23 protein-coding genes are annotated in these 25,262 nt (G+C 63.6%); 17 read left to right on the top strand and 6 right to left on the bottom strand.

Annotated elements, in window-relative coordinates:
- The first annotated feature begins 91 nt into the window (after positions 1 to 91).
- From K6301_RS17440 to phnN, 3 genes are read left to right on the top strand one after another with little or no spacing between them, the layout of a single operon-like run.
- Entirely contained in the window at positions 92 to 799 is a 708-nt protein-coding gene (locus K6301_RS17440) for a DUF1045 domain-containing protein (RefSeq protein ID WP_247221793.1), read from the top strand.
- 2 nt (positions 800 to 801) lie between these two features.
- Positions 802 to 1,941 carry an alpha-D-ribose 1-methylphosphonate 5-triphosphate diphosphatase gene (locus K6301_RS17435; protein ID WP_247222531.1) on the top strand — a complete coding sequence of 380 codons (1,140 nt, stop codon included), beginning with the start codon at positions 802 to 804 and terminating at the stop codon, positions 1,939 to 1,941.
- Entirely contained in the window at positions 1,938 to 2,534 is a 597-nt protein-coding gene (gene phnN / locus K6301_RS17430) for a phosphonate metabolism protein/1,5-bisphosphokinase (PRPP-forming) PhnN (protein WP_247221792.1), read from the top strand. Before K6301_RS17435 ends, phnN begins: the two co-directional genes overlap by 4 nt.
- Position 2,535: 1 nt before the next feature.
- Here phnN and K6301_RS17425 read toward each other — a convergent pair whose 3' ends face one another.
- The 3 genes from K6301_RS17425 to K6301_RS17415 form a co-directional block, all read right to left on the bottom strand.
- Positions 2,536 to 3,978, bottom strand: coding sequence for a cryptochrome/photolyase family protein (locus K6301_RS17425; RefSeq protein ID WP_247221791.1), 1,443 nt, complete (start codon positions 3,976 to 3,978; stop codon positions 2,536 to 2,538).
- A gap of 1 nt (position 3,979) precedes the next feature.
- Positions 3,980 to 4,342, bottom strand: a complete 363-nt coding sequence (locus tag K6301_RS17420; RefSeq protein ID WP_247221790.1) for a YbaN family protein — start codon at positions 4,340 to 4,342, stop codon at positions 3,980 to 3,982.
- Positions 4,343 to 4,445: 103 nt separating this feature from the next.
- Entirely contained in the window at positions 4,446 to 4,754 is a 309-nt protein-coding gene (locus K6301_RS17415) for a DUF2934 domain-containing protein (protein WP_247221789.1), read from the bottom strand.
- An 866-nt stretch (positions 4,755 to 5,620) separates the two neighbouring features.
- On the opposite strand from K6301_RS17415, the gene K6301_RS17410 reads away from it, so the two are divergent.
- The 11 genes from K6301_RS17410 to K6301_RS17360 all read left to right on the top strand — a co-directional run bounded on the left by K6301_RS17410 (position 5,621) and on the right by K6301_RS17360 (position 17,750).
- Complete coding sequence (locus tag K6301_RS17410) at positions 5,621 to 8,539, top strand: monovalent cation/H+ antiporter subunit A (protein WP_247221787.1); 2,919 nt, start codon at positions 5,621 to 5,623, stop codon at positions 8,537 to 8,539.
- Positions 8,539 to 8,877: a Na+/H+ antiporter subunit C gene (locus K6301_RS17405; protein WP_134652436.1), complete on the top strand. Its 339-nt coding sequence runs from the start codon at positions 8,539 to 8,541 to the stop codon at positions 8,875 to 8,877. Before K6301_RS17410 ends, K6301_RS17405 begins: the two co-directional genes overlap by 1 nt.
- Entirely contained in the window at positions 8,874 to 10,511 is a 1,638-nt protein-coding gene (locus K6301_RS17400) for a monovalent cation/H+ antiporter subunit D (RefSeq protein WP_247221785.1), read from the top strand. Before K6301_RS17405 ends, K6301_RS17400 begins: the two co-directional genes overlap by 4 nt.
- A gap of 1 nt (position 10,512) precedes the next feature.
- Positions 10,513 to 10,989 carry a Na+/H+ antiporter subunit E gene (locus tag K6301_RS17395; RefSeq protein WP_160872956.1) on the top strand — a complete coding sequence of 159 codons (477 nt, stop codon included), beginning with the start codon at positions 10,513 to 10,515 and terminating at the stop codon, positions 10,987 to 10,989.
- A complete protein-coding gene (locus tag K6301_RS17390; RefSeq protein ID WP_134652430.1) occupies positions 10,986 to 11,267 on the top strand; it encodes a K+/H+ antiporter subunit F in 282 nt (93 codons plus the stop codon). Before K6301_RS17395 ends, K6301_RS17390 begins: the two co-directional genes overlap by 4 nt.
- The gene (gene mnhG, locus K6301_RS17385) at positions 11,264 to 11,656 is read left to right on the top strand and encodes a monovalent cation/H(+) antiporter subunit G (RefSeq protein WP_370340793.1); all 393 of its coding nucleotides are present in this window, start codon (positions 11,264 to 11,266) and stop codon (positions 11,654 to 11,656) included. The genes K6301_RS17390 and mnhG overlap by 4 nt, the downstream gene beginning before the upstream one ends.
- A 209-nt stretch (positions 11,657 to 11,865) precedes the next feature.
- On the top strand, positions 11,866 to 14,571 hold the full coding sequence (locus tag K6301_RS17380) for a DNA translocase FtsK (RefSeq protein ID WP_247221784.1): 2,706 nt from the start codon (positions 11,866 to 11,868) through the stop codon (positions 14,569 to 14,571).
- 244 nt (positions 14,572 to 14,815) lie between these two features.
- Positions 14,816 to 15,859: a class II fructose-bisphosphate aldolase gene (fba, locus tag K6301_RS17375; RefSeq protein ID WP_134652426.1), complete on the top strand. Its 1,044-nt coding sequence runs from the start codon at positions 14,816 to 14,818 to the stop codon at positions 15,857 to 15,859.
- Positions 15,860 to 16,032: 173 nt separating this feature from the next.
- Positions 16,033 to 17,175, top strand: coding sequence for an alpha-hydroxy acid oxidase (locus K6301_RS17370; RefSeq protein WP_281505913.1), 1,143 nt, complete (start codon positions 16,033 to 16,035; stop codon positions 17,173 to 17,175).
- A 43-nt stretch (positions 17,176 to 17,218) separates the two neighbouring features.
- Positions 17,219 to 17,452, top strand: a complete 234-nt coding sequence (locus K6301_RS17365; RefSeq protein WP_247221782.1) for a CopG family ribbon-helix-helix protein — start codon at positions 17,219 to 17,221, stop codon at positions 17,450 to 17,452.
- Positions 17,453 to 17,555: 103 nt separating this feature from the next.
- Complete coding sequence (locus K6301_RS17360) at positions 17,556 to 17,750, top strand: type II toxin-antitoxin system RelE/ParE family toxin (protein ID WP_343298957.1); 195 nt, start codon at positions 17,556 to 17,558, stop codon at positions 17,748 to 17,750.
- 3 nt (positions 17,751 to 17,753) lie between these two features.
- Here the strand turns inward: K6301_RS17360 and K6301_RS17355 are convergent, their stop codons facing one another.
- From K6301_RS17355 to K6301_RS17345, 3 genes are read right to left on the bottom strand one after another with little or no spacing between them, the layout of a single operon-like run.
- Positions 17,754 to 18,788: a histone deacetylase family protein gene (locus K6301_RS17355; protein ID WP_247221781.1), complete on the bottom strand. Its 1,035-nt coding sequence runs from the start codon at positions 18,786 to 18,788 to the stop codon at positions 17,754 to 17,756.
- Positions 18,789 to 18,790: 2 nt separating this feature from the next.
- Positions 18,791 to 20,179, bottom strand: coding sequence for a glutamine synthetase family protein (locus K6301_RS17350; protein ID WP_247221780.1), 1,389 nt, complete (start codon positions 20,177 to 20,179; stop codon positions 18,791 to 18,793).
- Positions 20,176 to 21,549 carry a transaminase gene (locus K6301_RS17345; RefSeq protein WP_247221779.1) on the bottom strand — a complete coding sequence of 458 codons (1,374 nt, stop codon included), beginning with the start codon at positions 21,547 to 21,549 and terminating at the stop codon, positions 20,176 to 20,178. The genes K6301_RS17350 and K6301_RS17345 overlap by 4 nt, the downstream gene beginning before the upstream one ends.
- Positions 21,550 to 21,725: 176 nt before the next feature.
- On the opposite strand from K6301_RS17345, the gene K6301_RS17340 reads away from it, so the two are divergent.
- From K6301_RS17340 to K6301_RS17330, 3 genes are all read left to right on the top strand, one after another.
- Positions 21,726 to 22,742, top strand: a complete 1,017-nt coding sequence (locus K6301_RS17340; protein ID WP_247221777.1) for an AraC family transcriptional regulator — start codon at positions 21,726 to 21,728, stop codon at positions 22,740 to 22,742.
- 268 nt (positions 22,743 to 23,010) lie between these two features.
- Positions 23,011 to 24,048, top strand: coding sequence for a zinc-dependent alcohol dehydrogenase family protein (locus K6301_RS17335; protein ID WP_247221775.1), 1,038 nt, complete (start codon positions 23,011 to 23,013; stop codon positions 24,046 to 24,048).
- A gap of 192 nt (positions 24,049 to 24,240) precedes the next feature.
- Positions 24,241 to 25,242, top strand: a complete 1,002-nt coding sequence (locus K6301_RS17330; RefSeq protein WP_247221774.1) for an IS30 family transposase — start codon at positions 24,241 to 24,243, stop codon at positions 25,240 to 25,242.
- The last annotated feature ends 20 nt before the right edge of the window (positions 25,243 to 25,262 follow it).

Genomic DNA, 25,262 nt, shown 5'->3' with positions numbered 1-25,262 from the left:
GCATGGCGGCATGATGCTGCCACAGGAATGCTTTCATGATCCGGCGTCGCCTTCGCGGGCGGCGTCGAACGAGTTTCACAGGAATGAGCCTTTGCGATACGCCCTTTACTTTACCCCGCCCGCCAGCGATCCCCTGACCCTTGCCGCCCAGCGCTGGCTCGGACGCAACGCCTTTACCGGTGCTGCGCTGGAGCAGCCGGCGGTCGGCAATTTCGAGGCGTCGGCGGTGGCGGGGCTCACGGCAGACCCGCGCCGTTATGGCTTCCATGCCACCCTGAAGGCGCCGTTCGCATTGGCCGAAGGCCGCAGCGAAGCCGAGCTTGTCGCCGAAATCGGCCGCTTCGTTTGCGAGATGGAAGCCTTCGACATTCCCGAGCTCGTGGTCGGACGCCTCGGCTCCTTTTTCGCGCTGGTACCCGGCGATCATTGCGAGTCACTCCAAAGTTTCGCCGGCGAAGTGGTCCGGCGCTTCGAGCGTTTCCGCGCCCCGCTGACCTCGGCCGATATCGCGCGGCGCAAGCCGGATGAACTGGGCGGCGCCGAGCGGCAAAATCTGGTGCAGTGGGGTTATCCCTACGTCTTCGATGAGTTCCGTTTCCACATGACGCTGACAGGCCGCGTGCCGGTTGAGAGCCGTGACGCCGTCGAAGCCGCCCTTCTCGATCACTTCGCCGATTTCCATGGTCGTCCGCTGACGCTCGGCGGGCTGGCGCTCTTCCGGGAGCCATCGCGCGGCGCCGATTTCACCGTTCATTCGCTCTTCCCGCTGGGTGGGGCCGCCAACAGAAAGACTGCATGAAGATGACCCGCGAAGCTATTCTTTCTAATGCAAAAATCGTGCTTGAGGACCGGGTTCTGGATGGCACGCTCGTTCTGCGCGACGGCCTCATCGCCGATATCGCCGAGGGAATGTCTGCTGCCGGTGAGGACATGGAAGGCGATTTCCTCATTCCCGGCCTCGTCGAGCTGCACACCGACCATCTCGAAGCGCATTATTCGCCGCGCCCCGGCGTTCGCTGGGGCAAGACCGCGGCGATCCAGTCGCATGATGCACAGGTCGTCACGTCAGGCATCACCACCGTCTTCGATTGTCTGCGCATGGGCTCGGATTCGGACGGCGGTTTCGAACAGGGCGAGATGCGCGCCATGGCCGATGCTCTTGCGGAGGCGCAGGCGGAAGACCGTCTTCGCGCGGAACACCTCATTCATCTTCGGTGTGAAGTTTCCACAGATAACGTATTGGATCATTACGCAGAATTCGAAGGCGACCCGATGGTCCGTCTCGTTTCCCTGATGGATCACGCGCCGGGCCAGCGGCAGTTCCAGACCATGGACCAGTACGTTCTCTACTACCAGAAGAAGCGTGGCCTCTCGGATGCCGAATTCGCCGAATTCTGCAAGCGGCAGCAGGAGCTTTCCGCGCGTTACGCCAAGCCGCACCGCGACGCCATCGCCGCATCCTGTGCGGCGCGTAATATCTCTGTCGCCAGCCATGACGACGCTACGCTGGAGCATGTCGAGGAAGCGATCGGCTACGGTATCCGCCTGGCCGAATTCCCGACCAGCGTCGAAGCGGCGAAGGCCTCGCACGGTGCGGGCATGAGCGTGCTGATGGGCGCGCCCAACATCGTGCGCGGCAAGTCCCACTCCGGCAACATCGCGGCGCGCGATTTGGCCAAGATGGGCGTGCTCGATGTCCTGTCCTCCGACTACGTGCCCTTCAGCCTGATGCATGCGCCCTTCATTCTGGCCGACGAGGTGGAGGGCATCGATCTCCCGACGGCGATTGCGATGGTCTCGACCACGCCCGCCCGCACGGTTGGTCTCGATGACCGGGGTGCGATCGCCAAGGGTCTGCGTGCCGATATCGTGCGCGTGCGCCGGCCGGATGGCGTGCCGGTCGTGCGCTCGGTCTGGCGCCAGGGTCGCCGCGTGGCATGAGCATGGAGGCGAAGCCGCATGCGCCGCGTGTCGCCGCTGGCACGATGGTGGTGGTCGTCGGGCCGAGCGGTGCCGGCAAGGACAGCGTGATGTCCTATGCCGCACGGCATTTCGCTGGAGAGGCGCGCGTGCAGTTCGTGCGCCGCGTCATCACCCGGCCCGCCGATGCCGGCGGGGAGGCGCATGAGGCCATCGATGCCGCAGGTTTCGCACGGCGCAAATCGGAGGGCGGCTTCGCCGTATCGTGGGACGCCCATGGCCTGTCCTACGGTATTCCCGCCGGGACGCTGGCCCAGTTGGAAAAGGGCGTGACGCTGATCGCCAACGGCAGCCGTTCCGCACTTCCGGCCTTCGCATGCGCCTTTCCCCGCCTCACCGTCGTGCTGATCACGGCGCGCCCGGACATCCTTGCCGAACGGCTTGCCGCACGCGGTCGTGAGACCGCAGACGCAATCCGCAAGCGTCTCGACCGTGCAGTCCCCGAAATCGTTGTCGCCGCCGACACTGTCGTTATCGACAACAGCGGCGCGCTGGAGGACGCCGGAGACGCGCTGGTGTCGCTTCTGTCCAAAACCCTGGCCGGGAACGGCTAGGTCAGGCGTTCTTCAGGGATTTGTAGGCCGCCAGTGCGCGTTCGCGCGCCTTGGCGTGGTCGACGATCGGCTTGGGATAGGTCGTGCCCAACTCGATCTTCGCCTTTTTCAGCACGTCAGCGGGCGCATCGAACGGTTTGTGGATAAAGGCCGCGTCGAGATGCTCCAGTTCCGGCACGAAGGCGCGGACATAGGTGCCGTCGGGGTCGAATTTCTCACCCTGCAGGATCGGATTGAAGATGCGGAAGAAGGGGGAGGCGTCGGCACCCGAGCCCGCCACCCATTGCCAGTTGGCCGGGTTCGATGCGGCGTCTGCGTCCACCAGCGTATCGCGAAACCACTTCTCGCCATGCCGCCAGTCGATCATCAGATGCTTGATGAGGAACGATGCCGTGATCATGCGAACCCGGTTGTGCATCCAGCCATGTTTCCAGAGCTGGCGCATACCGGCATCGACGATCGGGTAGCCCGTCATGCCCTGTGTCCACAGGCGGAAATGCTTGCCTGCCTTTTCCCAGGGAAAGTCGTCGAAGCGCTCGTTCCAGTTCTTCTCGGCAAGGGCGGGAAAATGGAAATGCAGATGGTGGCAGAACTCGCGCCAGGCCAGCTCCTTGCGGAAGTGGATCACGTCGTCGGCGGGCGCCTTCAGGCCGCGCGTCGCATGCCAGATGCGGGCAGGGGAGATTTCACCGAGCGCCAGGTAGGGCGACATCCTGGACGTCGCGTCGAGCGCGGGATGATCTCGATCCACCTTGTAGTCCGCAATGGCGACGTCCACGAAGTCGTCCAGGCGTTCGCGTGCGGCTGCCTCGCCGGGCGTCCAGATGTCCTTGAAGGATGCCGCCCAGTCCGGTTTGACGGGCAGGAATTTCCAATCGTCGAGTATTTCGGACGGCGGCGCCTTCGTCGGGGCCTTGATGTGCTTCGGTGCCTCGATCGGTTCCGGCGGTTCGCCCTCACGCTCGAGCGCCTTCCAGAATGGCGTATAGACCCGGTAGGGCTTCTTCTCGCCCGTCAGGAGGCGGGTCGGATCGTGCAGCAGTTGACCGGAGAAACTGTGCACGTCGAGGCCTTCGGCCTTGAATACGCGCTTTATCTCCTTGTCGATGGAAATGCCGGCCGGATCATGCCTGCGGTTCCAGTAAAGCGTATCCGCGCCCGTTTCCGAGACAAACTTGCGCAGAACATCGGCGGCCGCGCCGGACCGCAGTACGAGCGGCGAGCCGGCTTTTTCGAGGCCGCGCGCAAGCGAGGCGAGCGCGTGATGCAGCCACCAGGCCTGGGCGGCGCCCAGCGGCCCGGTGCCGGCGGCCTCCGGTTCGCGGATATAAAGAGGGATCACGGGTCGTCCCGTGTCGGCCGCCGCGGCAAGGGCGGCGTTGTCATCCAGTCGAAGGTCCTTGCGGAACCATACGACGACGGGCGCTGCGGTCTTGTTGGTCATCTCAACCTTTCGGCAGCGGGCGTGTGAGGATGAAGGTGACGCTTCCCGCAAGCACCAGCCCGACGATTATAGCTAAAAGCGGCGATGGCTGTGTGCGATACCAGAAGAAGCCGTAGCTCGCGACGATCAGCGATACGGCCATCGTTTTCGCCCGCGCCGAGATGGCGCCTTCGCGGCGCCAATTCGTCAGCGGCGGCCCAAGCGTGCGGTGGTTGAGCAACCATTGCTCCAGGCGCGGCGAGGATCGCGAGAAACACCAGACCGCGACCAGAAGGAAGGGCGTGGTCGGCAACAGCGGCAGGAAGGCGCCGACAATGCCGAGCGCCGTCATGAAAAGGCCGGCCAGCATGTAGATCCAGCGCAAGGGAACCTCGTCTTGGGAGTGGTCGAGGTCCAGATAGAGCGCTTTCCGCCGGCTTCCAAGGGGGCAGGACGCCGCGGCGGACGAAACGGCCGCCGCCGGCGGATCAGATCGATTTGTCGGCTGCGGCCTTCGCCGTTTTCGCCTTGGCAGGAACTTTAGCGGCTGCTGGTTTTTCCGCCTTGGCTTCCTTCTTCTTCGGCTTGGCCGCCTGCGCCTTCGCAGGCTTCGCTTTGCCTGAGATTTCGATCAGCGGCTTCTTGGCGGCCTTCTTTGCCCCCGCGCCCTTCTCGAAATCGGCACGTTCCCGCTCGGCCTGATCCCAATGGTCGCCGTCGCGCCCGTCAGGCCGGCCGGCTTCCTCCCAGATCGTATAGGCTCTCTTGCTGATCCATTCCCTTCGCGTATCCGTCATCGCTGGTCCTCGAATAAGAGTGATTGATGTCGTGCATGCGCCGCGGTTGGGACCGCCGAAGCTTCGGCACGAAATTCTCCGGTTCCGTCGGCCTTCCCGCGTCACCAGTCTTCAACCGCCCACGACCGTCAACCGGAACGTGGGTGGGCCTGCTTTGTGCGATTCGCTTGAGAAGGATGCGCCCAAAGGGGCGGGGCTTCAAGCCGGCCTGCATGCGTCGCCGAACACGGTTTTTCCCCGGGAACGGAAAAACATCCTGTCAGGCGCGGCAAATCGTTGCAATTTTGGAAAAATTTCATGCTCGCGGGTGGACAGCGCCGATCCCGCCAACGTATTGTCCGGATACGAAAATATCCATCACAGGCAGGCGAATCGAAGGGTTAGGGCGTTTGACGGGAGCAAGGCGACAGCATCGGCCGTTTTATCCGGCGTTCTGCCTCCTCTGCTCTGCGCTCACCTGCATTCTGCTGCTGGCATTCACGTTATCGGCTCCCGTGGCCGGCAGCGTGGCGCCACGCGTTCTTGTTCATGGCGCGCAGAAGAATGCGGGATCTCTTTCCGCTTCCGCCGGTCTGGAAGGGGCGAAAGGGCAGGTCGCAGGCAAGCTGATGTCTCCGGATGGGCGCGGTGTCGAGCTGATCTGTCCGCTTGAGGCCGTATTCACCGGGCCGTTTGGCTCTGCGGCCGGTGTGGGTCCGGGGCGTTCGCGCTGCTTCGCCGATAGCCATCTCGTGACGTCGGGGGCGCGTGCGCCGCCTGCGGATATCGCCTGACGCCGTTCGATCACTTCAGATCGCGCGGCTTTGCATAGGGCCGGCGTGCCGGCATGAGAGAAGCACCGACGTTCGAAAGCGATCGATCAAACAATGACAGGTGAAATGGTTCTGGTCCTGCTGGTCTGCCTTCCCTTCGTGGGAAGCCTTGCGGCGATCATGCTGCTCCGGACGGATTCCCGCGTTCTCGCCGCCCGCATGGCCGGGGCCGTAACGTTCCTGTGCCTCGTGCTGACGGCGGCGGTGTATCCCGCCGTTCGCGCCGGTGGAAAATTACGGCTCGATATCGAGTGGCTGCCGCAGTTCGGATTGAACTTCACGCTGCGCATGGACGGCTTTGCCTGGCTCTTCGCCATGCTGATCACCGGCATCGGCTGCCTCGTCGTGCTCTATGCGCGCTACTACATGTCGGAAGAAGATCCGGTTCCGCGCTTCTTCTCCTTCCTGCTCGCCTTCATGGGCTCGATGCTCGGCATCGTTCTCTCCGGCAATATCATCCTGCTGTCGGTGTTCTGGGAGCTGACCAGCATCTTCTCCTTCCTGCTGATCAGCTATTGGCACAACAACGCCACGGCACGCGACGGCGCACGCATGGCGCTGACGATCACGGGTATCGGCGGCTTCTGCCTTCTGGCAGGCCTTCTGGTGCTTGGCCATATCGTCGGCAGCTACGATCTCGATGTGGTGCTGGGGGCGGGCGACCAGATCAAGGCCCATCCGCTCTACCTGACGGCGCTCGTCCTGATCCTGATCGGCGCGCTCACGAAGAGTGCGCAGGTGCCCTTCCACTTCTGGCTTCCCAATGCCATGGCGGCGCCGACGCCGGTCTCGGCCTACCTGCATTCGGCGACCATGGTGAAGGCCGGTGTCTTCCTTCTGGTCCGCTTCTGGCCGGCGCTGTCGGGCACCTATGAATGGTTCATGCTCGTCGGCATCGCCGGCACCTGCACCCTGCTGCTCGGCGCCTATTTCGCCATGTTCCAGCAGGACCTGAAAGGCCTGCTCGCCTATTCGACGATCAGCCATCTCGGTCTCATCACCACGCTGCTCAGCCTCGGCAGCCCGCTGGCTGCCGTCGCGGCGATCTTCCACATGATGAACCACGCGACCTTCAAGGCATCGCTCTTCATGGCCGCCGGCATCATCGACCATGAAACCGGTACCCGCGACATGCGGCGATTAAGCGGGCTCTACAGGTACCTGCCGATCACGGGCACGCTGGCCATGGTGGCGAGTGCCGCCATGGCGGGCGTGCCGCTGCTCAACGGGTTCATTTCCAAGGAGATGTTCTTCGCCGAGGCCGTCGAGACGCATGCCGATTCCGTGCTGGACCGCATGCTGCCCTATATCGCGACGCTCGCCGGCGCGTTCTCCGTCGTCTATTCGCTGCGCTTCATCCATACCGTCTTCTTCGGCCCGCCGCCGCTGGACCTGCCCAAGCCGAAACCCCATGAACCGCCGCACTGGATGCGCTTCCCCGTCGAGTTCCTGGTGCTGGCCTGCCTCGTTGTCGGCGTCATTCCGAGCCTGTCCATCGGGCCGTTCCTGCATTCGGCCGTCGTTTCGGTGCTCGGCGATCGCACGCCCGAATACAGCCTGGCCGTCTGGCACGGCATCAACACGCCGTTGATCATGAGCATGATCGCGCTTGCCGGCGGCGTCCTGCTCTATGTCCTGCTGAAGGACTATCTGGCCCGGTGCGACGATGGCCCGCCGATCTTCCGTCATCTCGCGGGGCAGCGCATCTTCGAGCGCGTGCTGGTTACGGTGTCCTGGAAGTGGGCGCGCTGGATGGAAAGCCGCTTCGGTACGCGTAATCTGCAGCCGCAATTGCGCCTGATCGCCGCTGCCGGCCTGCTGGCAGGCGTGGTGCCGCTCTATATGGCCGGGTTCACGCCGACGCCGGTCGCCATCAGCGGGATCGATCCGATCTTTGCGGCGATCTGGTGCATCGGCGCCTTTTGCGCGCTCGCCGCCGCCTATCAGGCGAAGTACCACCGGCTGGCCGCCCTCGTGCTGCTTGGCGGTGCCGGTATCACCACCTGCATCACCTTCGTCTGGCTTTCGGCGCCCGATCTCGCCATCACGCAGCTCGTGGTGGAGATCGTGACGACCGTGCTTCTGCTGCTCGGGCTGCGCTGGCTGCCGAAGCGGTACGAGAAGGTCGACAACTCCGTGACGCTCGCCGCGCGGGGCCGTCGCTTCCGCGATTTCCTGCTCGCCGTTTCCTGCGGCTTCGGCATGTTCCTGCTGTCCTACGCGATCATGAAGCAGCCGGTGCCGGATGCCATTGCCAGCTATTTCCTGGAGAAGGCCTATACGGAAGGCGGCGGGCGCAATGTCGTCAACGTCATTCTGGTGGATTTCCGCGGCTTCGACACGATGGGCGAGATCGTGGTGCTGGCGATCGTGGCGCTGACGGTGTTTGCGCTGCTGCGCCGCTTCCGCCCAGCGCCCGACAGCATCGAGAAACCGGAACAGCAGCGAATCCAGGCGGCCTATGACGATGAGCAACCGGAGCGTTCGGCCGGCGATACGGTGCGGGACTACCTGCTCGTGCCCTCGGTCATCATGCAGTGGATGTTCCCGGTCATCGTCACCTTCGCGATCTACCTGTTCATGCGCGGCCATGACCTGCCGGGCGGCGGGTTTGCCGGCGGCGTGACCATGGCGATCGCCTTCCTCCTGCAATATCTTGCGGGCGGCGTGCGTTGGGCGGAGGACAGGCTGCGCATTCTGCCGCTGCGCTGGATGGGCTTCGGCCTGCTCGTCGCGCCGCTCACGGGCATGGGCGCCTGGCTGTTCGGCTATCCGTTCCTGACGTCGCACTCGCAATATATCGATGTGCCGTTCATCGGGAAGGTGCCGATGGCGTCGGCGCTGATGTTCGACCTCGGCGTCTTTTCGCTCGTCGTCGGCGCGACGGTGCTGATCCTCATCGCGCTTGCACACCAATCCATTCGTACGCATCGGGTTCGCAATCTCGACGCCACCAAGGCGGAGGAAGCCTGATGGAGCTCGTTCTCGCAATCGGTATCGGCATCATGACGGGATCCGGGGTCTGGCTCCTGCTGCGCCCGCGCACCTACCAGGTGATCATCGGCCTCTCGCTTCTGTCCTATGCCGTCAACCTCTTCATCTTCGCCGTCGGCGGCGTGAAATCCAACGCCGCGCCCGTGCTGGGCGAGGGCGTCGATATCTCGACGCTGACAGACCCGGTCCCACATGCACTGGTCCTGACGGCCATCGTCATCGGCTTTGCGACGACGGCCCTCTTCCTTGTGGTCCTGCTTGCCGCGCGCGGCCTTACCGGCACGGATCACGTCGACGGCAGGGAGCAGCCCAAATGAGCGGCTGGCAGCAGAACCTCATCATTGCGCCGATCCTCATCCCGCTGCTTGCGGGCGCGCTCCTGCTGTTCTTCGATGAGCGCCAGCGCGTCGTGAAGGCGATGATCAGCGTGGTGTCCTGCCTCGCGCTGGTCGCCATCGCCGTCAGCCTGTTCCGCTTTGCAAGCTATGGTCCGGAACGGTTCGAGGGCGTGTACCTACTGGGCAACTGGCCGGCACCCTTCGGCATCGTGCTGGTTGTCGATCGCCTGTCCGCGCTCATGCTCGTGCTGGCCTCCATCCTCGCGGTCCCGACGCTGGTCTACGCGCTGGCGCGCTGGCATGCGGCAGGCGCGCATTTCCACTCGCTTTTCCAGTTCCTCCTGATGGGGCTGAACGGCGCGTTCCTGACAGGCGACCTCTTCAACCTCTTCGTCTTCTTCGAGGTCATGCTGGCGGCGTCCTACGGTCTCTTGATGCACGGCTCCGGCCCCATGCGCGTCAAGGCCGGTCTGCATTACATCGCGGTCAACCTCGCTGCCGCGCTGTGCTTCCTGATCGGTGTCAGCGCCATCTACGGCTCCGCCGGCACGCTCAACATGGCCGATCTTGCGGTGCGCATCGGCGAGATCGAAGGCGACCGGCGCATGCTGCTGGAGGCGGGCGCCGCCATCCTCGGCATCGTCTTCCTCATCAAGGCGGGCATGTGGCCCCTGAACTTCTGGCTTCCGGCCGCCTATAGCGCAGCGACGGCGCCCGTCGCCGGCATCTTCGCGATCATGAGCAAGGTCGGCATATACGTCATCCTGCGGCTTTCGCTTCTGGTGTTCGGCCAGGGCGAATCCGCAGGGCTCGGCCTCAATGTCCTGCTCTATGGCGGCATGGCGACGGTGGCGTTCGGCACGATCGGCGTTCTGGCATCGCAGGCGCTCGGACGGCTTGCCAGTTACTCCGTGCTCGTGTCGTCGGGCACGCTGCTGGCCGTGCTCGGCCTCAACAACGGCATGGTGACCGCCGGGGCGCTGTTCTACATGGTCAGTTCCACGCTCACCATCGCGGCCTTCTTCCTGCTCATCGAACTTGTCGAGCGCGGGCAGGACGCCGGTGCGTCGGTTCTGGCGGTGACGATGGAAGCCTATGGCGACGCCGACGAGGAAGAGCAGGAAGTCGAGGTGGGCGTGACCATGCCCGCGACCATCGCGGTGCTCGGTGTGTGCTTCGCCGCCTGCGGCATCCTGCTTTCCGGCCTGCCGCCGCTGTCCGGTTTCGTGGCCAAGTTTGCCATGATGACGGGCATGATCGGCAGCGGCGTGGCCGCCGACGCACCGATTCCGGCTTCCGTCTGGTGGATCGTGGCGCTTCTCATTCTGTCGGGACTGGCCGCGCTCATCTCCATGACGCGCGCCGGTATCCGCACTTTCTGGGCCTCGATGGAGGGCACCGTTCCCCGTGTGCTCGTGATGGAAATGGCGCCTGTCTTGCTGCTGATCGCCATGACGCTCGCGCTCACCGTGCAGGCGGGTCCCGCGATGCGCTACATGGAGGAGACCGTCAACGGTCTTCAGCACCCGGCAACCTACATCGATGCGGTCATCAATGCCCGCCGCGTCGGCGTCGAGGAACCGGGCGGGCCGGAAGGCGGGGGAGGGATCTGACATGCTGCCCTATCCGCTGCTGAGCGCATCCCTCGTCATCATGTGGCTGGCCCTGAACGGTTTCACGCTCGGCCACCTTATCCTCGGCTGCATCGTCGCCGTCTTTGCCTCCTGGGGCATGGCGTCGCTGCGGCCTGCCAAGCCTCGCCTGAAGAAGTGGTATCTGCTGCCCAAGCTCGTCGGCATCGTGCTCTACGATATCGTGCGCTCGAACATCGCCGTCGCGTCCATCATCCTTGGCGGGCACAGGCGAAAGTTCAAGTCGGGCTTCATCACCGTTCCGCTCGATGTGGAGAGCCCGATGGCGCTCGCGGTCCTTGCTGTCGTGGTGACCAGTACGCCGGGCACGGCCTGGCTTGAATACAATTCGCTGAACCGGACGGTGCTGATCCACGTCCTCGACCTTGTCGACGAGGCCGAGTGGCAGACCCTGATCAAGGGGCGGTACGAGGCGCTGCTGATGGAGATCTTCGAATGAGCCAGACCATTCTCGCCGTTTCCCTGACATTCGCCCAGGTCTGCCTCGCCATCGCCATGGCGCTGGCCGCGCTGCGCATGTCGCGTGGTCCGCGGGCCCAGGATCGCGTCCTGGCACTCGACACGCTCTATGTGAACTCGATGCTGCTTCTGATGGTGTTCGGCATCCGCACGGGCAAGGACATCTATTTCGAGGCGTCGCTGGTCATCGGCATGCTCGGCTTCGTGGCCACGGTGGCGCTGGCCAAGTTCCTGATGCGCGGGGAGGTCATCGAATGAACATCGTGGATCACGCGGTCGACCTGCCGGTCTGGGCAGCGATTCTCGTCTCATTCTTTCTCGTCGTCGGCTCGGGTCTGACGCTGATCGGCACGATCGGCTTCTCGCGCCTTCCGTCCTTCTACGAGCGCATCCATGCGCCAACGCTCGGTACCAGCTGGGGGACCGGCGGCATCGTGATGGCCTCGATGATCTTCTTCACCGTGCTTGCCACGCGGCCGGTCATCCACGAAATCCTGATAGGCATTTTCGTGACCGTCACGACACCGGTCACCTTGATGCTGCTCGCCCGTGCCGCCCTTCACCGGGACAGGGCGGAGGGCAATCCGGATGTGCTGGCCGAAGTGTCCCCGGACGAACCCAAAAGCGGCCCCGCCCTCGGCGAGTGAGGCGGGGTTATCCCATAGAATTTTGTGCATTCGAACCACCCGCGGCAACCCGCGGAGGATCACGCCCATGCGCCCTTTTTAAGCGCTCGGACGACGCTCCGAAACGGGATCGTGATAAGGATTCTGCGCCGCTCCAAAGACATTGTTAACCTTCATTTCCTAACCATCTACGCATTCCTATCGGCAATGATCGTCGAGTGTGCAGGTTCATGCGTATTTCCAGAACAAACTTCTATCCTATCCTCGAATCTGAAACGGAAGCCGACGAGAACGCGTCGGATTTCTTTCATGAAGACAATGGTTTGGCCGAAGAGGCCACACCGGAAGAAGCCTGGATCGCGCAAGAGCCGCCGGTGGCGAACGACGATACCTATCGTCCGCGCTTCCGCTCGCCCGCTCTGCGCGGCTACGATCCCGGCCAGTATGCCGACGGAAGCTGGGAGAGCCACTTCTATCTGGCGCCCAATGTCCGCTTCACGCGCACGCCCGACAAGGTCTCCGCAAAGATCGAGGAGGCCGCCGCCGAAGCCGCCGCGAGCACCGAATCGGTCATCGAACCCCAACCCGCGGTGACCGTGGAACCCGCTGCCGAGTCGCAGTCGACGCAGCTTTCGCAGGCCGAACTGCTTCAACGCCTGCGTGAAGCCCTCGACGAACGGCGCCGTCGCTTCGAGGCGCAGCAGGCGCCGGAGGGTGTTCCCGCCGATCCAGTCCCCCAATTCGTCCAGGCGGTCGTGGCCGCCAAGACCCATGAAATACCGGAAGATGCCGCTGTCGTGTTCAAGCCTGAAAGCCCCATTCGTTCTCCCTTCTTCGCGCGCCGGCCTGCACAGGCTGCCGAGGTCGTGCCGGTTGTAAAGCCCGATATCCGCGCCGCCATAGAGCGCTTTGCCCATCTCTCCGACCATGCCTTCTTCGAGACCATGACGCCGGACGGGGAGCTTGTCGCTGCGCCCGTCGCCATGCCCATTCCGGTGCGCCCGGCCGTCTCCGTCGTGCGCATGCCGCCGCCGGCTGCCGATCCGGTCGTTTCGAAGCCCGTTGTCGTCGCCGAACAGAAGGCCGGACCGGCCTCCATCACCTCGCTCTTCCGCGTTGTCGAATGCCGCCCGGCATCCGGCCGCAAGCCGGAGACGCAGATCGTGACGGCGCCAAGCGTTGCGGACGTGGAGCCGGTGGCCGCTGTCCAGCCAGTGGCAGAAGCCATTCAGGAAATTGTGCCCGCTGCCGTCCAGATCCCGCAGGTGCCTTTCGCGGTTACCCCTGTCGCGTCGGCCGAACCTGTTCGCGAAGCCCCGTCCTCGGTGCTCTCGCGCGCCCGGCCTTTCGAGGTGACCATGGCAACGCCCATGGGCGATACCTACGAGTACCCGCCGCGCGAACTCTTGCAGGAGCCGCCGCGCACCGTCGGTTTCGTACTGACCCAGGAACAGCTCGAACAGAATGCCGGCCTTCTCGAAAGCGTGCTGGAAGATTTCGGCGTTCGCGGCGAGATCATCCATGTTCGTCCCGGTCCGGTCGTCACGCTCTACGAATTCGAACCGGCGCCCGGGGTCAAATCCTCGCGTGTCATCGGTCTTGCCGACGATATCGCGCGCTCCATGTCGGCGCTTTCGGCCCGTGTCGCCGTCGTGCCCGGCCGCAACGTCATCGGCATCGAACTGCCGAACGCGACGCGCGAGACCGTGTATTTCCGCGAAATGATCGACTCGCCCGATTTCGCCAAGACCGGCTTCAAGCTTCCGATATGCCTTGGCAAGACGATCGGCGGCGAACCCGTCATCGCCGAACTCGCGAAGATGCCGCATCTGCTCGTGGCCGGCACGACAGGCTCCGGCAAATCCGTCGCCATCAACACCATGATCCTCTCGCTGCTCTACCGGTTCCGTCCGGAAGAATGCCGCCTGATCATGGTCGATCCGAAGATGCTGGAACTGTCGATCTATGACGGCATCCCGCACCTGCTGACTCCGGTCGTGACCGATCCCAAGAAGGCCGTCATGGCGCTGAAATGGGCCGTGCGCGAAATGGAGGACCGTTATCGCAAGATGTCGCGCCTGGGCGTGCGCAACATCGACGGTTACAACAACCGTGTCGCCGCCGCCCGCGACAAGGGCGAGACCATCTCGATCAGCGTCCAGACCGGCTTCGACAAGGGAACCGGCGAGGCGATCAACGAGGAACAGGAACTCTCGCTCGAGCCGATGCCCTACATCGTCGTCATCGTCGACGAGATGGCCGACCTCATGATGGTCGCCGGCAAGGAGATCGAAGGTGCCATCCAGCGGCTCGCCCAGATGGCGCGTGCCGCCGGTATCCACCTGATCATGGCGACGCAGCGTCCTTCGGTCGATGTCATCACCGGCACGATCAAGGCGAACTTCCCCACCCGTATCTCCTTCCAGGTGACGTCGAAGATCGACAGCCGCACGATCCTCGGCGAGCAGGGCGCCGAACAGCTTCTCGGCCAGGGCGACATGCTGCACATGGCCGGCGGTGGCCGCATTTCCCGCGTGCACGGTCCCTTCGTCTCCGACGAGGAAGTCGAGAAGGTCGTGCTGCACCTCAAGGCGCAGGGGCGTCCCGAATATCTCGAGACGGTCACGGCCGACGAGGAGGACGAAGAGGAAGAAAAGCCCGCGGCCGGTGGCGCCGTCTTCGACAAGGGCGACATTGCGGCAGAGGATGGCGACGATCTCTACGAGAAGGCCGTCAAGGTCGTGATGCGGGATCGCAAGTGCTCGACATCCTACATCCAGCGCCGGCTGGCCATCGGTTACAACCGGGCAGCTTCCCTTGTGGAGCGCATGGAGAAGGAAGGCCTCGTCGGAGCCGCCAACCATGTCGGCAAACGCGAGATCATCAGCGGGGAACGCAACGCGGTCGCTCCGCCGGAGATGGGCGACGACGACTGAGAGCGTTCGCCGGGCGATTGCTCCGATATCGGGCAATAGTCCTACTTATTTGAATTGCCGATCTTTTTTGGATCCGGCCCGTGCATGCGGGCCGGATTTTTATAGTCCGGCCGGGAAAATTCGATCCCGTCCCCGATTTAATCGATTTGGCTTCCGGCGCGGTCCCGAGCGGCTGTTGCATCTGCCTGACGATGTGTGAATAGTGCCGCCGACCCCGATACCATGCATCCAAGGGAGGACAGGAATGGCCTTGATTACCATGCGGCAACTGCTCGATCACGCAGCGGAGAACGACTACGCACTGCCCGCATTCAACGTAAACAACCTGGAATACATCCAGGCAGTCATGCGCGCGGCGGATGCGACGGATTCTCCCGTGATCCTGCAGGCGAGCCGCGGTGCGCGCTCCTATGCGGGCGATGCCTTCCTGCGCCACCTCATTCTCGGCGCCGCCGAGGAGTATCCGCACATTCCCGTCTGCCTGCATCTCGACCATGGCGACCAGCCGTCCACCTGCATCTCCGCCATCACCAACGGCTTCACCTCCGTCATGATGGACGGCTCGCTGCTGGCCGACGGCAAGTCGATCGCGAGCTATGAATACAATGTCGACGTCACGGCCGAAGTCGTGAAGATCGCGCATGCGGCCGGTGTTTCCGTCGAAGGCGAGCTTGGCTGTCTCGGCAACCTGGAAACGGGCGCCGGCGAGAAGGAAGACGGCCACGGCTTCGAAGGCAAGCTGACGCGCGAGGAACTGCTGACCGACCCCGACCAGGCTCTGGACTTCGTGTCCAAGACCGGTGTCGATGCACTCGCGGTCGCCATCGGCACGAGCCATGGCGCCTACAAGTTCACCCGCGCGCCGGATGGCGACATCCTGTCGATCGAGACCATTGCCAAGATCCACGCCAAGCTGCCGAACACGCATCTCGTCATGCACGGTTCCTCTTCGGTCCCGCAGGACCTGCAGGATCTGTTCACCGAATATGGCGGCGAGATGAAGCAGACATGGGGCGTTCCCGTCGCCGAAATCCAGAAGGCGATCCCGCTCGGGGTGCGCAAGGTCAACATCGACACGGACCTGCGTCTCGCCATGACCGGCACGATCCGCAAGAATTTCAAGGAAAAGCCGGAGAATTTCGACCCGCGCACCTACCTGAAGCCGGCGACGGCCCGCATGCAGGAGGTCTGCCGCGAGCGCTTCGAGGCCTTCCGCACGGCCGGCAAGGCGTCCGGCATCCGCGTCAAGCGCCTGCCGGAAATGGCGAAATTCTACGCGGCAAGCTAAGTCCCCGTCACCGCCGTTCGCGCCCTCCCGGTCTCCAGCCGGGAGGGTTTTGATTTGAAGCTGCAAGCCGCAGGAATACGTTGCGAGGCGCCGCACGTCCTCGTAAAAGATGGCGCAATCCAGTTGGAAGCGGACCATTGCGACAGCGTGGCCGGTGCGAGGACGACATGAGCGTGGAACGGGCCCTGACAATCGCAGACCTCAAGGAACAGGCGCGCCGAAGGGTGCCGAAGATGTTCTTCGACTATGCCGACTCCGGCGCCTGGACCGAGAGCACCTATCGCGCCAACGAAGAGGATTTCCGTAAGATCAAGCTGCGCCAGCGCGTGTTGGTCGACATGACCAACCGCTCGCTCGCAAGCGAGATGATCGGCGAGAAGGTGTCGATGCCGGTCGCCATCGCGCCCACCGGCTTCACCGGCATGCAGCATGCCGACGGTGAGATGCTGGCCGCGCAGGCGGCGGAGGAATTCGGCGTTCCCTTCACGCTTTCCACCATGAGCATCTGCTCGATCGAGGACGTGCGCTCCGTCACGTCCAAGCCGTTCTGGTTCCAGCTCTATGTGATGCGAGACCGCGACTTCGTCCTGAGCTTGATCAACCGCGCCAAGGCGGCCGGTTGCTCGGCCCTCGTCCTGACGCTCGATCTCCAGATCCTCGGCCAGCGGCACAAGGATCTGCGCAACGGCCTGTCCGCTCCGCCGCGCTTTACGCCCAAGCACGTCTGGCAGATGATGACGCGGCCGTTCTGGTGCCTCGACATGCTCGGCACCAAACGCCGAACCTTCGGCAACATCGTCGGCCATGCCAAGGGCGTGGGCGACCTCTCGTCGCTTTCGTCCTGGACGTCGGAGCAGTTCGATCCGCAACTGTCCTGGAAGGACATCGAATGGATCCGCGACCATTGGGGCGGCAAGCTCATCCTGAAGGGCATCCTGGATGAAGAAGATGCGCGCATGTCGCTCGGCAGCGGTGCGGATGCCATCATCGTCTCCAACCACGGCGGACGCCAACTCGACGGTGCCGCCTCATCGATCAGCATGTTGCCGCGCATCGTCGATGCCATCGGCGACCAGATGGAAGTCCATCTCGACGGCGGCATCCGCTCCGGCCAGGACGTGTTGAAGGCACTTTGCTACGGCGCCAAGGGCACCTATATCGGCCGTCCCTTCCTTTACGGGCTCGGCGCAGGCGGCAAGGCCGGCGTGCGGCGCTCGCTTGAAATCATCCGCCGCGAGCTCGACACCACCATGGCGCTGTGCGGCGAGCGCGACGTGAAGAATCTCTCGCGCGACAACCTGCACAGGGACGCTTGACGCAGGACTGGCAAGGGCGGACGGTTCGTGCGAGAATAGCGGCATGAGCAAAGGCAATGGCATATCGAAGGACCACGATCGCCGCATCGATGCGCTTGCTGCGCGCTCCTCGCTGACGCGTGGTCAGATCATTGAGGACGCACTCGCACATGGTCGTTCGCTCGCCTGGCAGGAAAAGTGGATCGAAGGTGTCGAGGCGGGCCTTGCGGACGCCGACCGGGGCGATTTCGTCAGTGAAGACGAGATCGCGATTGTCCTCAGCAAATACGAACCTTGACGGACGCCATGACGCGCGTCGTCTGGACCCGTCGCTATCTTCGTGAGCTGGAAGTGATCGGAGATTATATCGCCGACCGTAATCCCAGGCAGCGGCGAAGGTCATGGCCAATATCCATCTTCGGACGAAGCGGCTACTGGCGGACAATCCCTTTATTGGACGTGTCGGTGAAATCGAGGGCACCCGGGAGCTTGTCGTTCCGGGTACGCCGTATATCGTTGCGTATCGTGTTCTGGAGACGCGCGTCGAAGTGCTCTTCGTGCAGCACGGCGCGCGTGAATGGCCGGAAATCCTGTAATCGTCAGCCGGCCTCGAAGCCTTGCAGCACATTCCCCGCGTTGAGGCCGAGGGCGCCTGTCGCGTAGCCGCCTTCCATGACGAAAAGCGTCGGCAGGTCGAAATCGGCGATGCGGCGGCCGATCGTCAGGAAGTGATCGCTCTCCAGCTTGAACTGCGAGATGGGGTCATCCTTGAACGCGTCGACGCCCAGCGAGATGACGAGCGCTGACGGTTCGTAGGCGCGGATTTTCTCGTGTGCATCCTCGAAAGCCGCCTGCCACTGCGCCCAGGGCGTTCCGGCTGGCAGGGGATAGTTCAGGTTATAGCCTTCGCCCTTGCCGGCGCCGCGTTCGCGGGCATAGCCGAGATGGAACGGGAATTCGAAATCCGGGTCGCCGTGCAGGCTCGCCAGCAGCACGTCATCGCGGTCGTAGAAGATTTCCTGCGTGCCGTTGCCGTGGTGATAATCCACATCGAAGATCGCGACACGGGCGTGGCCCTTGTCGAGAAAGCGCTGGGCGGCGATGGCGGCATTGTTGAGGTAGCAGTAGCCGCCGAAGAAGTCGCGTCCCGCATGGTGGCCGGGTGGGCGGCAGAGCGAGAAGGCGGCGCGCTCGCCGGAGAGCACGACGTCCGCGCCGGCCAGCGCCGTGTCGGCGGCGCGTTTCGCCGCCTGCCAGGTCGTCTCGGTGATCGATCCGGCCATGTCGAAGGAATAATAGGACAGCCGCGCATCAAGGCCGGAGGGCGGCGCGTCGATGGCCGGCATGGAGCGATGGCGCCAGCTATAGGGCCAGACCTCGCCGTCGCGTCCCGCCGCGCGCCACTCGGCAAAGACGTTTTCCAGGAAATCCACATAGTCAGGCGTGTGAATGCGCTCGATGACAGCGCGCTCATAGCTCGGCGGCTCGATGACCGGGCCAAGCCCGACCTCCTTCACGCGCCGAAGCACGATCTCCGCGCGTTCCGGCATTTCGAAGGTTTCCACGATGCGGCCGAAGGACAGTTCCATGCCGCTGTGATGTAGATGATGGTCGGCGGTGTAGAAGGTTTTCATGGTCAGACGATTTCACCGTAGAATGTGCGTTCCAGCGCGGTCACTTCGTTGGCGAAGCGGCGGTATTCGGCGCGCTTGAGCGCGAGGAAGACGTGGTGCAGACGCTCGCCGAGCGCTTCCCTGAGGAAGACGGAACGGCTTGCCGTCTCGATGGCGCCGCGCCAGTCCGGCGGCAGCGTGTCGCCGGAGCCTTCTGCATAGGCCGTTGTTTCCGGGCCGGGATCGGCCTTGGCGAGGATGCCTTTGCGCATGCCGGCCAGCACCGTCGCGCCCACGAGATAGGGATTGGAATCGATGCCGGCGGCGCGCTGCTCGAGATGGCGGCCGGCGGGCGAGCCGGCGGGAATGCGCACGGCGACGCTGCGATTGTTCGTGCCCCAGGTCGGGGTCGTCGGCGCATAGCTCTGCGCGGAAAAACGACGCCACGAGTTGAAGTGCGGCGCGAAGACGAGCATGGATTCCTCCATCGTCTCCAGCAGGCCCGCCACCGCGTTTCTCAAGAGAGGCGACAGGGCTTCGCCGTGATCGGCAAACAGGTTCTCGCCGGCGGCGTCGCCAAGGCTGGCATGGACATGCATGCCGGAGCCCGCCCGGCCGGCGAACGGCTTGGCCATAAAGCAGGCCATCATGCCGTGGCGCACGGCGAGCGCCCGGATAAGGCGCTTCAGCATGGCAAGGTCGTCGGCCGCCCGCAACGCGCCGCCATGGCGCAGCGTCAGCTCGAACTGGCCCTGCGCATATTCCGAGATCATCGTCTCGACAGGTAGGCCCTGCGCTTCGGCGCCGCGATAGACGGCATCGATGAAAGGTTCGAGCCGGTCGAGCTCTGAGACGCCGTAGACCTGGATGCCATCCGGCCGCTCGCCCGTGAGCGGCAGGCGCAGTGGCTGGAAATTGCCGTCCGGCGTCCGCTCGCGGTCCAGCAGGTAGAATTCCAGCTCATAGGCGAGCACGGGATGGAAGCCATCCGCCTCCAGCAACCCGACCTGCCTGGCCAGTGCATGGCGCGGGTCGGCATCCATCGGCGTGCCGTCCAGTTCATAAAGCGCCAGCCGCACTTCGCCGCGTGGCGGGGAGGTCCAGGGCAGGGGCACCAGCGAGCCGGCGACCGGCCAGGCGCGGCGGTCCGCGTCGCCGTCCGACCAGACGAGGCCTGTTTCCTCGACGTCCTCGCCGGTGACGTCGAGACCGAGAATGGAGCCCGGCAAGTGACGTCCGGAGCGGAAGATCGGCAACAGTTCATGCCGGCGGATGATCTTGCCGCGCGCGATGCCATTGAGGTCGATCAGGACGAGATCGAAGGCGGTAATTTCCGGATGGGCGGCCAGAAACGCCTCGGCTTCGGAAAGATCGGCGGCCGATGCCGGACGGGTGGCGAGGTCACGGCTCACGCAGCGGCCCTCCGCTCGGCAAGTCGCCCAATCACGGTCGAGAAGGCGTCGACGAGACCGTCTGCCTGTTTCTCGGACAAGGCAGGGCTCACGAGCACCATGTTGTGGAACGGGGTCAGCAGGTAGCCGAGGTTCAGCATGGAAAGATGCAGCGCGGCTTCGATCGTGTCGGAGGCCGCAGCCCGCGCTTCAGCGGCGTTCGTCACGGGTACGGGGCAGAAGACGACCTCCAGGCGCGCGCCGACGCGCGAGACGGTCCAGTCGAGACCGGCGGCGGCGATGGCGGCCTTGAAACCGGCTTCGATGCGGTCGGCGTTGGCCTGCATCTTCGCATAGGCGTCTTCGGTCATGACCTGTTCCAGGCAGGCGCGCAGGCAGGCGAGCTGGAGCGCGCTACCGGACAGCGTGGTGCCGATACCGGAATGGCCATGCCCGCTCTGTTCGCGGCGGATGACATGCAGCCTGTCCGAAATGGCCTGCGTCATGCCCCAGACGCTGACCGGCACGCCGCCGCCGATCGGCTTGCCCATGACGATGAGATCGGGCTCCAGGCCGTGCACCTTCGTATAGCCGCCAAGCCCGGTGGAGATGGTGTGCGTCTCGTCGATGAGAAGCAGCGTGCCGGCCTCGCGGGTGAGGCGGCGCAACGCATCGTGGAAGCCAGGCGCGGGCGGGATCATGCCGCAGTTGGTCATGACCGGTTCGGCGAGCACGCAGGCAATGTCGTTGGCGGCAAGCGCCTTCGCAAGAGCAGCTTCGTCGTTGAAGGGAATGGAGACGGTGAGTTCGCCGAGATCGCGGACCTGCCCGAGCAGGTTTCGCCGCGAGATGGTCTTGCCGTCGACGAGGTCGACCAGCGTATCGTCCACCGCGCCATGGTAGCAGCCGTCGAAAACGAGCAGCTTGGCGCGGCCCGTGACAGCGCGGGCGACGCGGATCGAAAAGCGGTTGGCATCGCTCGCCGTCGCGCCGAGCTGCCAGCGCGGCAGGCCGAAACGCGCGACCAGCAGACGGCCGACAACCTGCGCATCTGAAGAGGGCAGCATGGTGGTGAGGCCACGCGTTCCGGCGTTCTTCAGCGCCTCAAGAACGGGGGCAGGGCCGTGCCCGAACATGGCACCGGTATCGCCAAGGCAGACGTCGACGATGCGGTTGCCGTCGAGATCGACGAGTTCGACACCGCTTGCCTGGTCCACGACGAGGGGAAAGGGTGTGGGCCAATCGAGCATCCAGTGCTGCGGCACGCCGTCGAAGAAGCCCGATGTCGCCTCGTCGTGGGCCGCCGCGCAGCGCGGACGCCTCGCCCGAAAAACCTCCGCTTCCGCCTCGATGAGCGCACGTGCGCGCGCCTCCAGGTTCGCCCTCTCCATCCCGTTCTCCAGCAGGTTCGTCAAAAATGTGATCACATATTGGTTGATGTGATTTCAAGTGTCAAACGGCAAGATGGCTGACGGGCAACATCCGTTGGAAACCATGCGGCGAAGGGCGCGATTGATATTTCGCGGTTTCCAGGCAGAATGCCGATACGGACGGAGGGAGGCGGAAAATGCTCGAGCATGCTCTGCTTTATGATGCGCAAGGCCAGCCACTCTTGAGCGGCCGGCTGAACGCGTCGCGTGATTGGTCGGAGGTCAACGCGTTCTGCCACCGGGTCTACATGCCGCTGGCGACGCGGCCGCTCGTCGCCGGCGCCGATCCCAATGCCACCTTGCGCACCCTGTCGATCGGCCGGATCGTGCTCAGCCGCTTCTGCTTCGGCGTGCCGACGCGGGCGGATGAGTTCGATCCGTCGTCGGGCAACATCATCGTGGTCAACACCATGCGCGGCGGGGTTCGCCATCCGCTCACAGACGGCACGGGTATCGACACCGTTGCGGGAGACAGCTACGTCGTCGATTGCAGCCGCACCGATTACTGGAACATCGCCAACGGCGACGACCTGCAATTCAACCTGACCATCCCGCACAGGCTGATGGAGGAAACCGCGCAGCGGTGGTACGGCTTCGTGCCCGAGGACGACCTCTGGAAGAAACGGCTGGTTTTCGGGCGTGGCCATTCGCCTTGGCTCTCCCTTCTCGACTACGCGACCCTGTCCGTCGATGCGCAGAACAACCGCATTTCCAGCCCGCTCATCGAAAAGCGGATCGAGGAAACCCTTTGCCTGGAGCTGCTGCGCGGCTGGGCAGAGTGCTCGGGTCTCAATCTCGAGACAGGGGCCCGCAGTGCCGCACCCCGTTATGTGCGCGAAGCGGAGCGGTTGATGGAGGAGAGGGCGCATGAGGCGCCGTCCGTCGCGGACATTGCCGCGCAACTCGGTATTTCCGCCCGCAGCCTTTCGGAGGGGTTTCGGCGGTTTCGCGGCGTGACGCCGCATGACTACCTCACCGCGCGACGCCTCGACGGCTTGCGCAAGGCGCTGGAGGAGGCGCCGCCCGGCCAGACGGTTTCGTCCATTGCCGTGGCGAGGGGATATGTGAACCTCACCGCGATGACCGCCTTCTACCGGCAGCGCTTCGGCGAAACGCCATCCCAGACATTGCGCAACCGCTTCTCCCGTCTCTAGCGGCGCGCCGGCACCACATTTCAACCGTTTCCTACCGGACATGCGGCCGCCGATCCGTTTCGGCAGCCGATTTGGGCGCGTTCGACCGATTGCTTCCGATTTCGATGAGCGGATTCCCGAATGGATCAGGCGTCGCTCTGATTGCCGTCCCGTCCTCGTCTAGATTGCGCATGGGTGCCCGTGGGGTGCCTCACCATCCGGACAGGAGACGGGTTTGTGTGATCTTTGCAAAACCATGCTGAGGGGCGCGCCCCCGCGGGAGGATCTGATGAAAGCGCTTGTTTATTACGGCCCAGGGAAAAAGGATTGGGTCGAAAAGCCGAAGCCGGTCATTCAGGAAGCCACGGATGTCATCGTGAAGATCACGAAGACGACCATCTGCGGCAGTGACCTGCACATTCTCAAGGGCGATGTGCCCAGCGTCGGCGAAGGGCGCACGCTCGGCCATGAAGGCGTCGGCATCGTCGATGATGTCGGCAGCGCGGTGCGCAATTTCCGCAAGGGCGATCCGGTGCTGATCTCCTGCATCACCTCGTGCGGGTCGTGCCCGAACTGCAAGCGCCAGCTCTATTCCCATTGCGACGACGGCGGCTGGCAGCTCGGCAACACCGTGGACGGAACGCAGGCCGAATATGTCCGCATCCGCCATGGCGACAATTCGCTCTATCCGATCCCCGACGGCGCAGACGAGGAAGCGCTCGTCATGCTCTCGGACATCCTGCCGACCGGTCTTGAAATCGGCGTGCAGGCGGGCGGTGTGAAGCCGGGCGACGCGATCGCCATCGTCGGCGCGGGACCGGTCGGCATGTCCGCACTTCTGACGGCGCAGTTCTATTCGCCGGGCAGGATCGTGATGATCGATATGGATCCGGCGCGCCTCGCACTTGCCCGCCAGTTCGGCGCCACCGACACGATCCAGGTCGGCGAGGAAGACGCGGCGTCGCGCATCATGGACCTGACAGGCGGCCAGGGCGTCGACGTGGCCATCGAGGCCGTCGGCGTGCCCGCGACCTTCGACATCTGCCAGAAGATCGTCTCGGCGGGCGGCAAGATCGCTAATGTCGGCGTTCACGGCAAGCCGGTGGAACTCCACATCGAGGATCTCTGGATCAAGAACATCAATATTTCGATGGGCCTCGTCAACACCAACACGACGCCGATGCTGCTGAAGACCGTGAAGGCCGGAAAGTTCGATCCCGGCAAGCTCATCACGCATCGCTTCCGTCTCGACCAGATCCTCGACGCCTACGACGTGTTCGGCAACGCCGCCCGTGAAAAGGCCATGAAAGTCATCCTCGCCGCGTAATAACCCGCAGGACGAGGTCCGTCGGCACCGTTCGTGCCGGCGGGCTGCTCGCCACCTGCGACGCTCGTCGTTTAACAGATCAAATTAGTTCCATAAGATAGATTATGTGATTTTCATATGTAGCGGGGGTACATTCTATTTCCAAGTGCGACATGCCAGTGATTTCAATGGCTTCACTTTGGAGATTTTGGCATGTCTCGATGCTATACGCAGATTACTCTCGCCGACCGGAGACGCCTCCATCAGCTGGTGGCGGCGAGAATGCCGATCAATGAGATGGCCCGTCAACTTGGGCGTCACCGCTCGACGATTTACCGCGAGATCAAGCGCAATACGTTTCATGATCGCGATCTGCCGGAATACGACGGCTACTACAGCACGGTTGCCGACGACATCGCCAAGGAACGACGCAGGCGGCTGAGAAAGCTGCGGCGGTACCCGAATTTACGCAAGGAGATCATCGACCGGTTGGAGGCACGCTGGTCTCCTGAGCAGATCGCCGGGCGGCTATTGTTGGACGGACACAGCCTCGTCCGCGTCTGTAAAGAGACAATCTATCGCTTCATTTACAGCAAGGAGGATTATGGGCTTGGCCTCTATCAGTATCTGCCGGAAGCGCGTCGCAAACGTCGTCCACTGCGCTCCAGAAAACCGCGTGACGGTGCGTTTCCAGCCTCACACAGAATATCCGAACGTCCTGATTTTATTGGAGATAGATCACGGTTTGGACATTGGGAGGGCGACCTCCTCATCTTTGAACGTCCCCTCGGCCATGCCAACCTCACGTCGCTCGTGGAGCGCAAGAGCCGCTACACCGTTCTCATCAAGAATCCAAGCCGGCACTCTGGTCCGATCATGGATAAGATCATCAGAGCATTTTCTTCCCTGCCGGCCTTCGCGCGTCAAAGCTTCACATTTGATCGCGGTACCGAGTTTGCCGGGTTCAGGGCTTTGGAAGAAGGGATCGGTGCGCGCAGTTGGTTCTGCGACCCGAGCGCACCGTGGCAAAAAGGAGCCGTGGAAAACGCGAACAAACGCATTCGCCGCTTCATGCCAGGCAATACAGACCTGGCAGCCGTCTCTCAGCGCGACCTAAACAACCTCGCCCGTCATCTCAACAACCAACCCCGCAAATGCCTAGGCTACAAGACGCCTGCGGAGATGTTCATGGCGCATTTGCAAGAAAGAGGGTGATCCCCTACTCTAAAGCGCAG

Source organism: Shinella oryzae (assembly GCF_023038235.1).
Classification (GTDB): domain Bacteria; phylum Pseudomonadota; class Alphaproteobacteria; order Rhizobiales; family Rhizobiaceae; genus Shinella; species Shinella sumterensis.
This window is presented reverse-complemented; position numbering and strand designations above follow the sequence as displayed.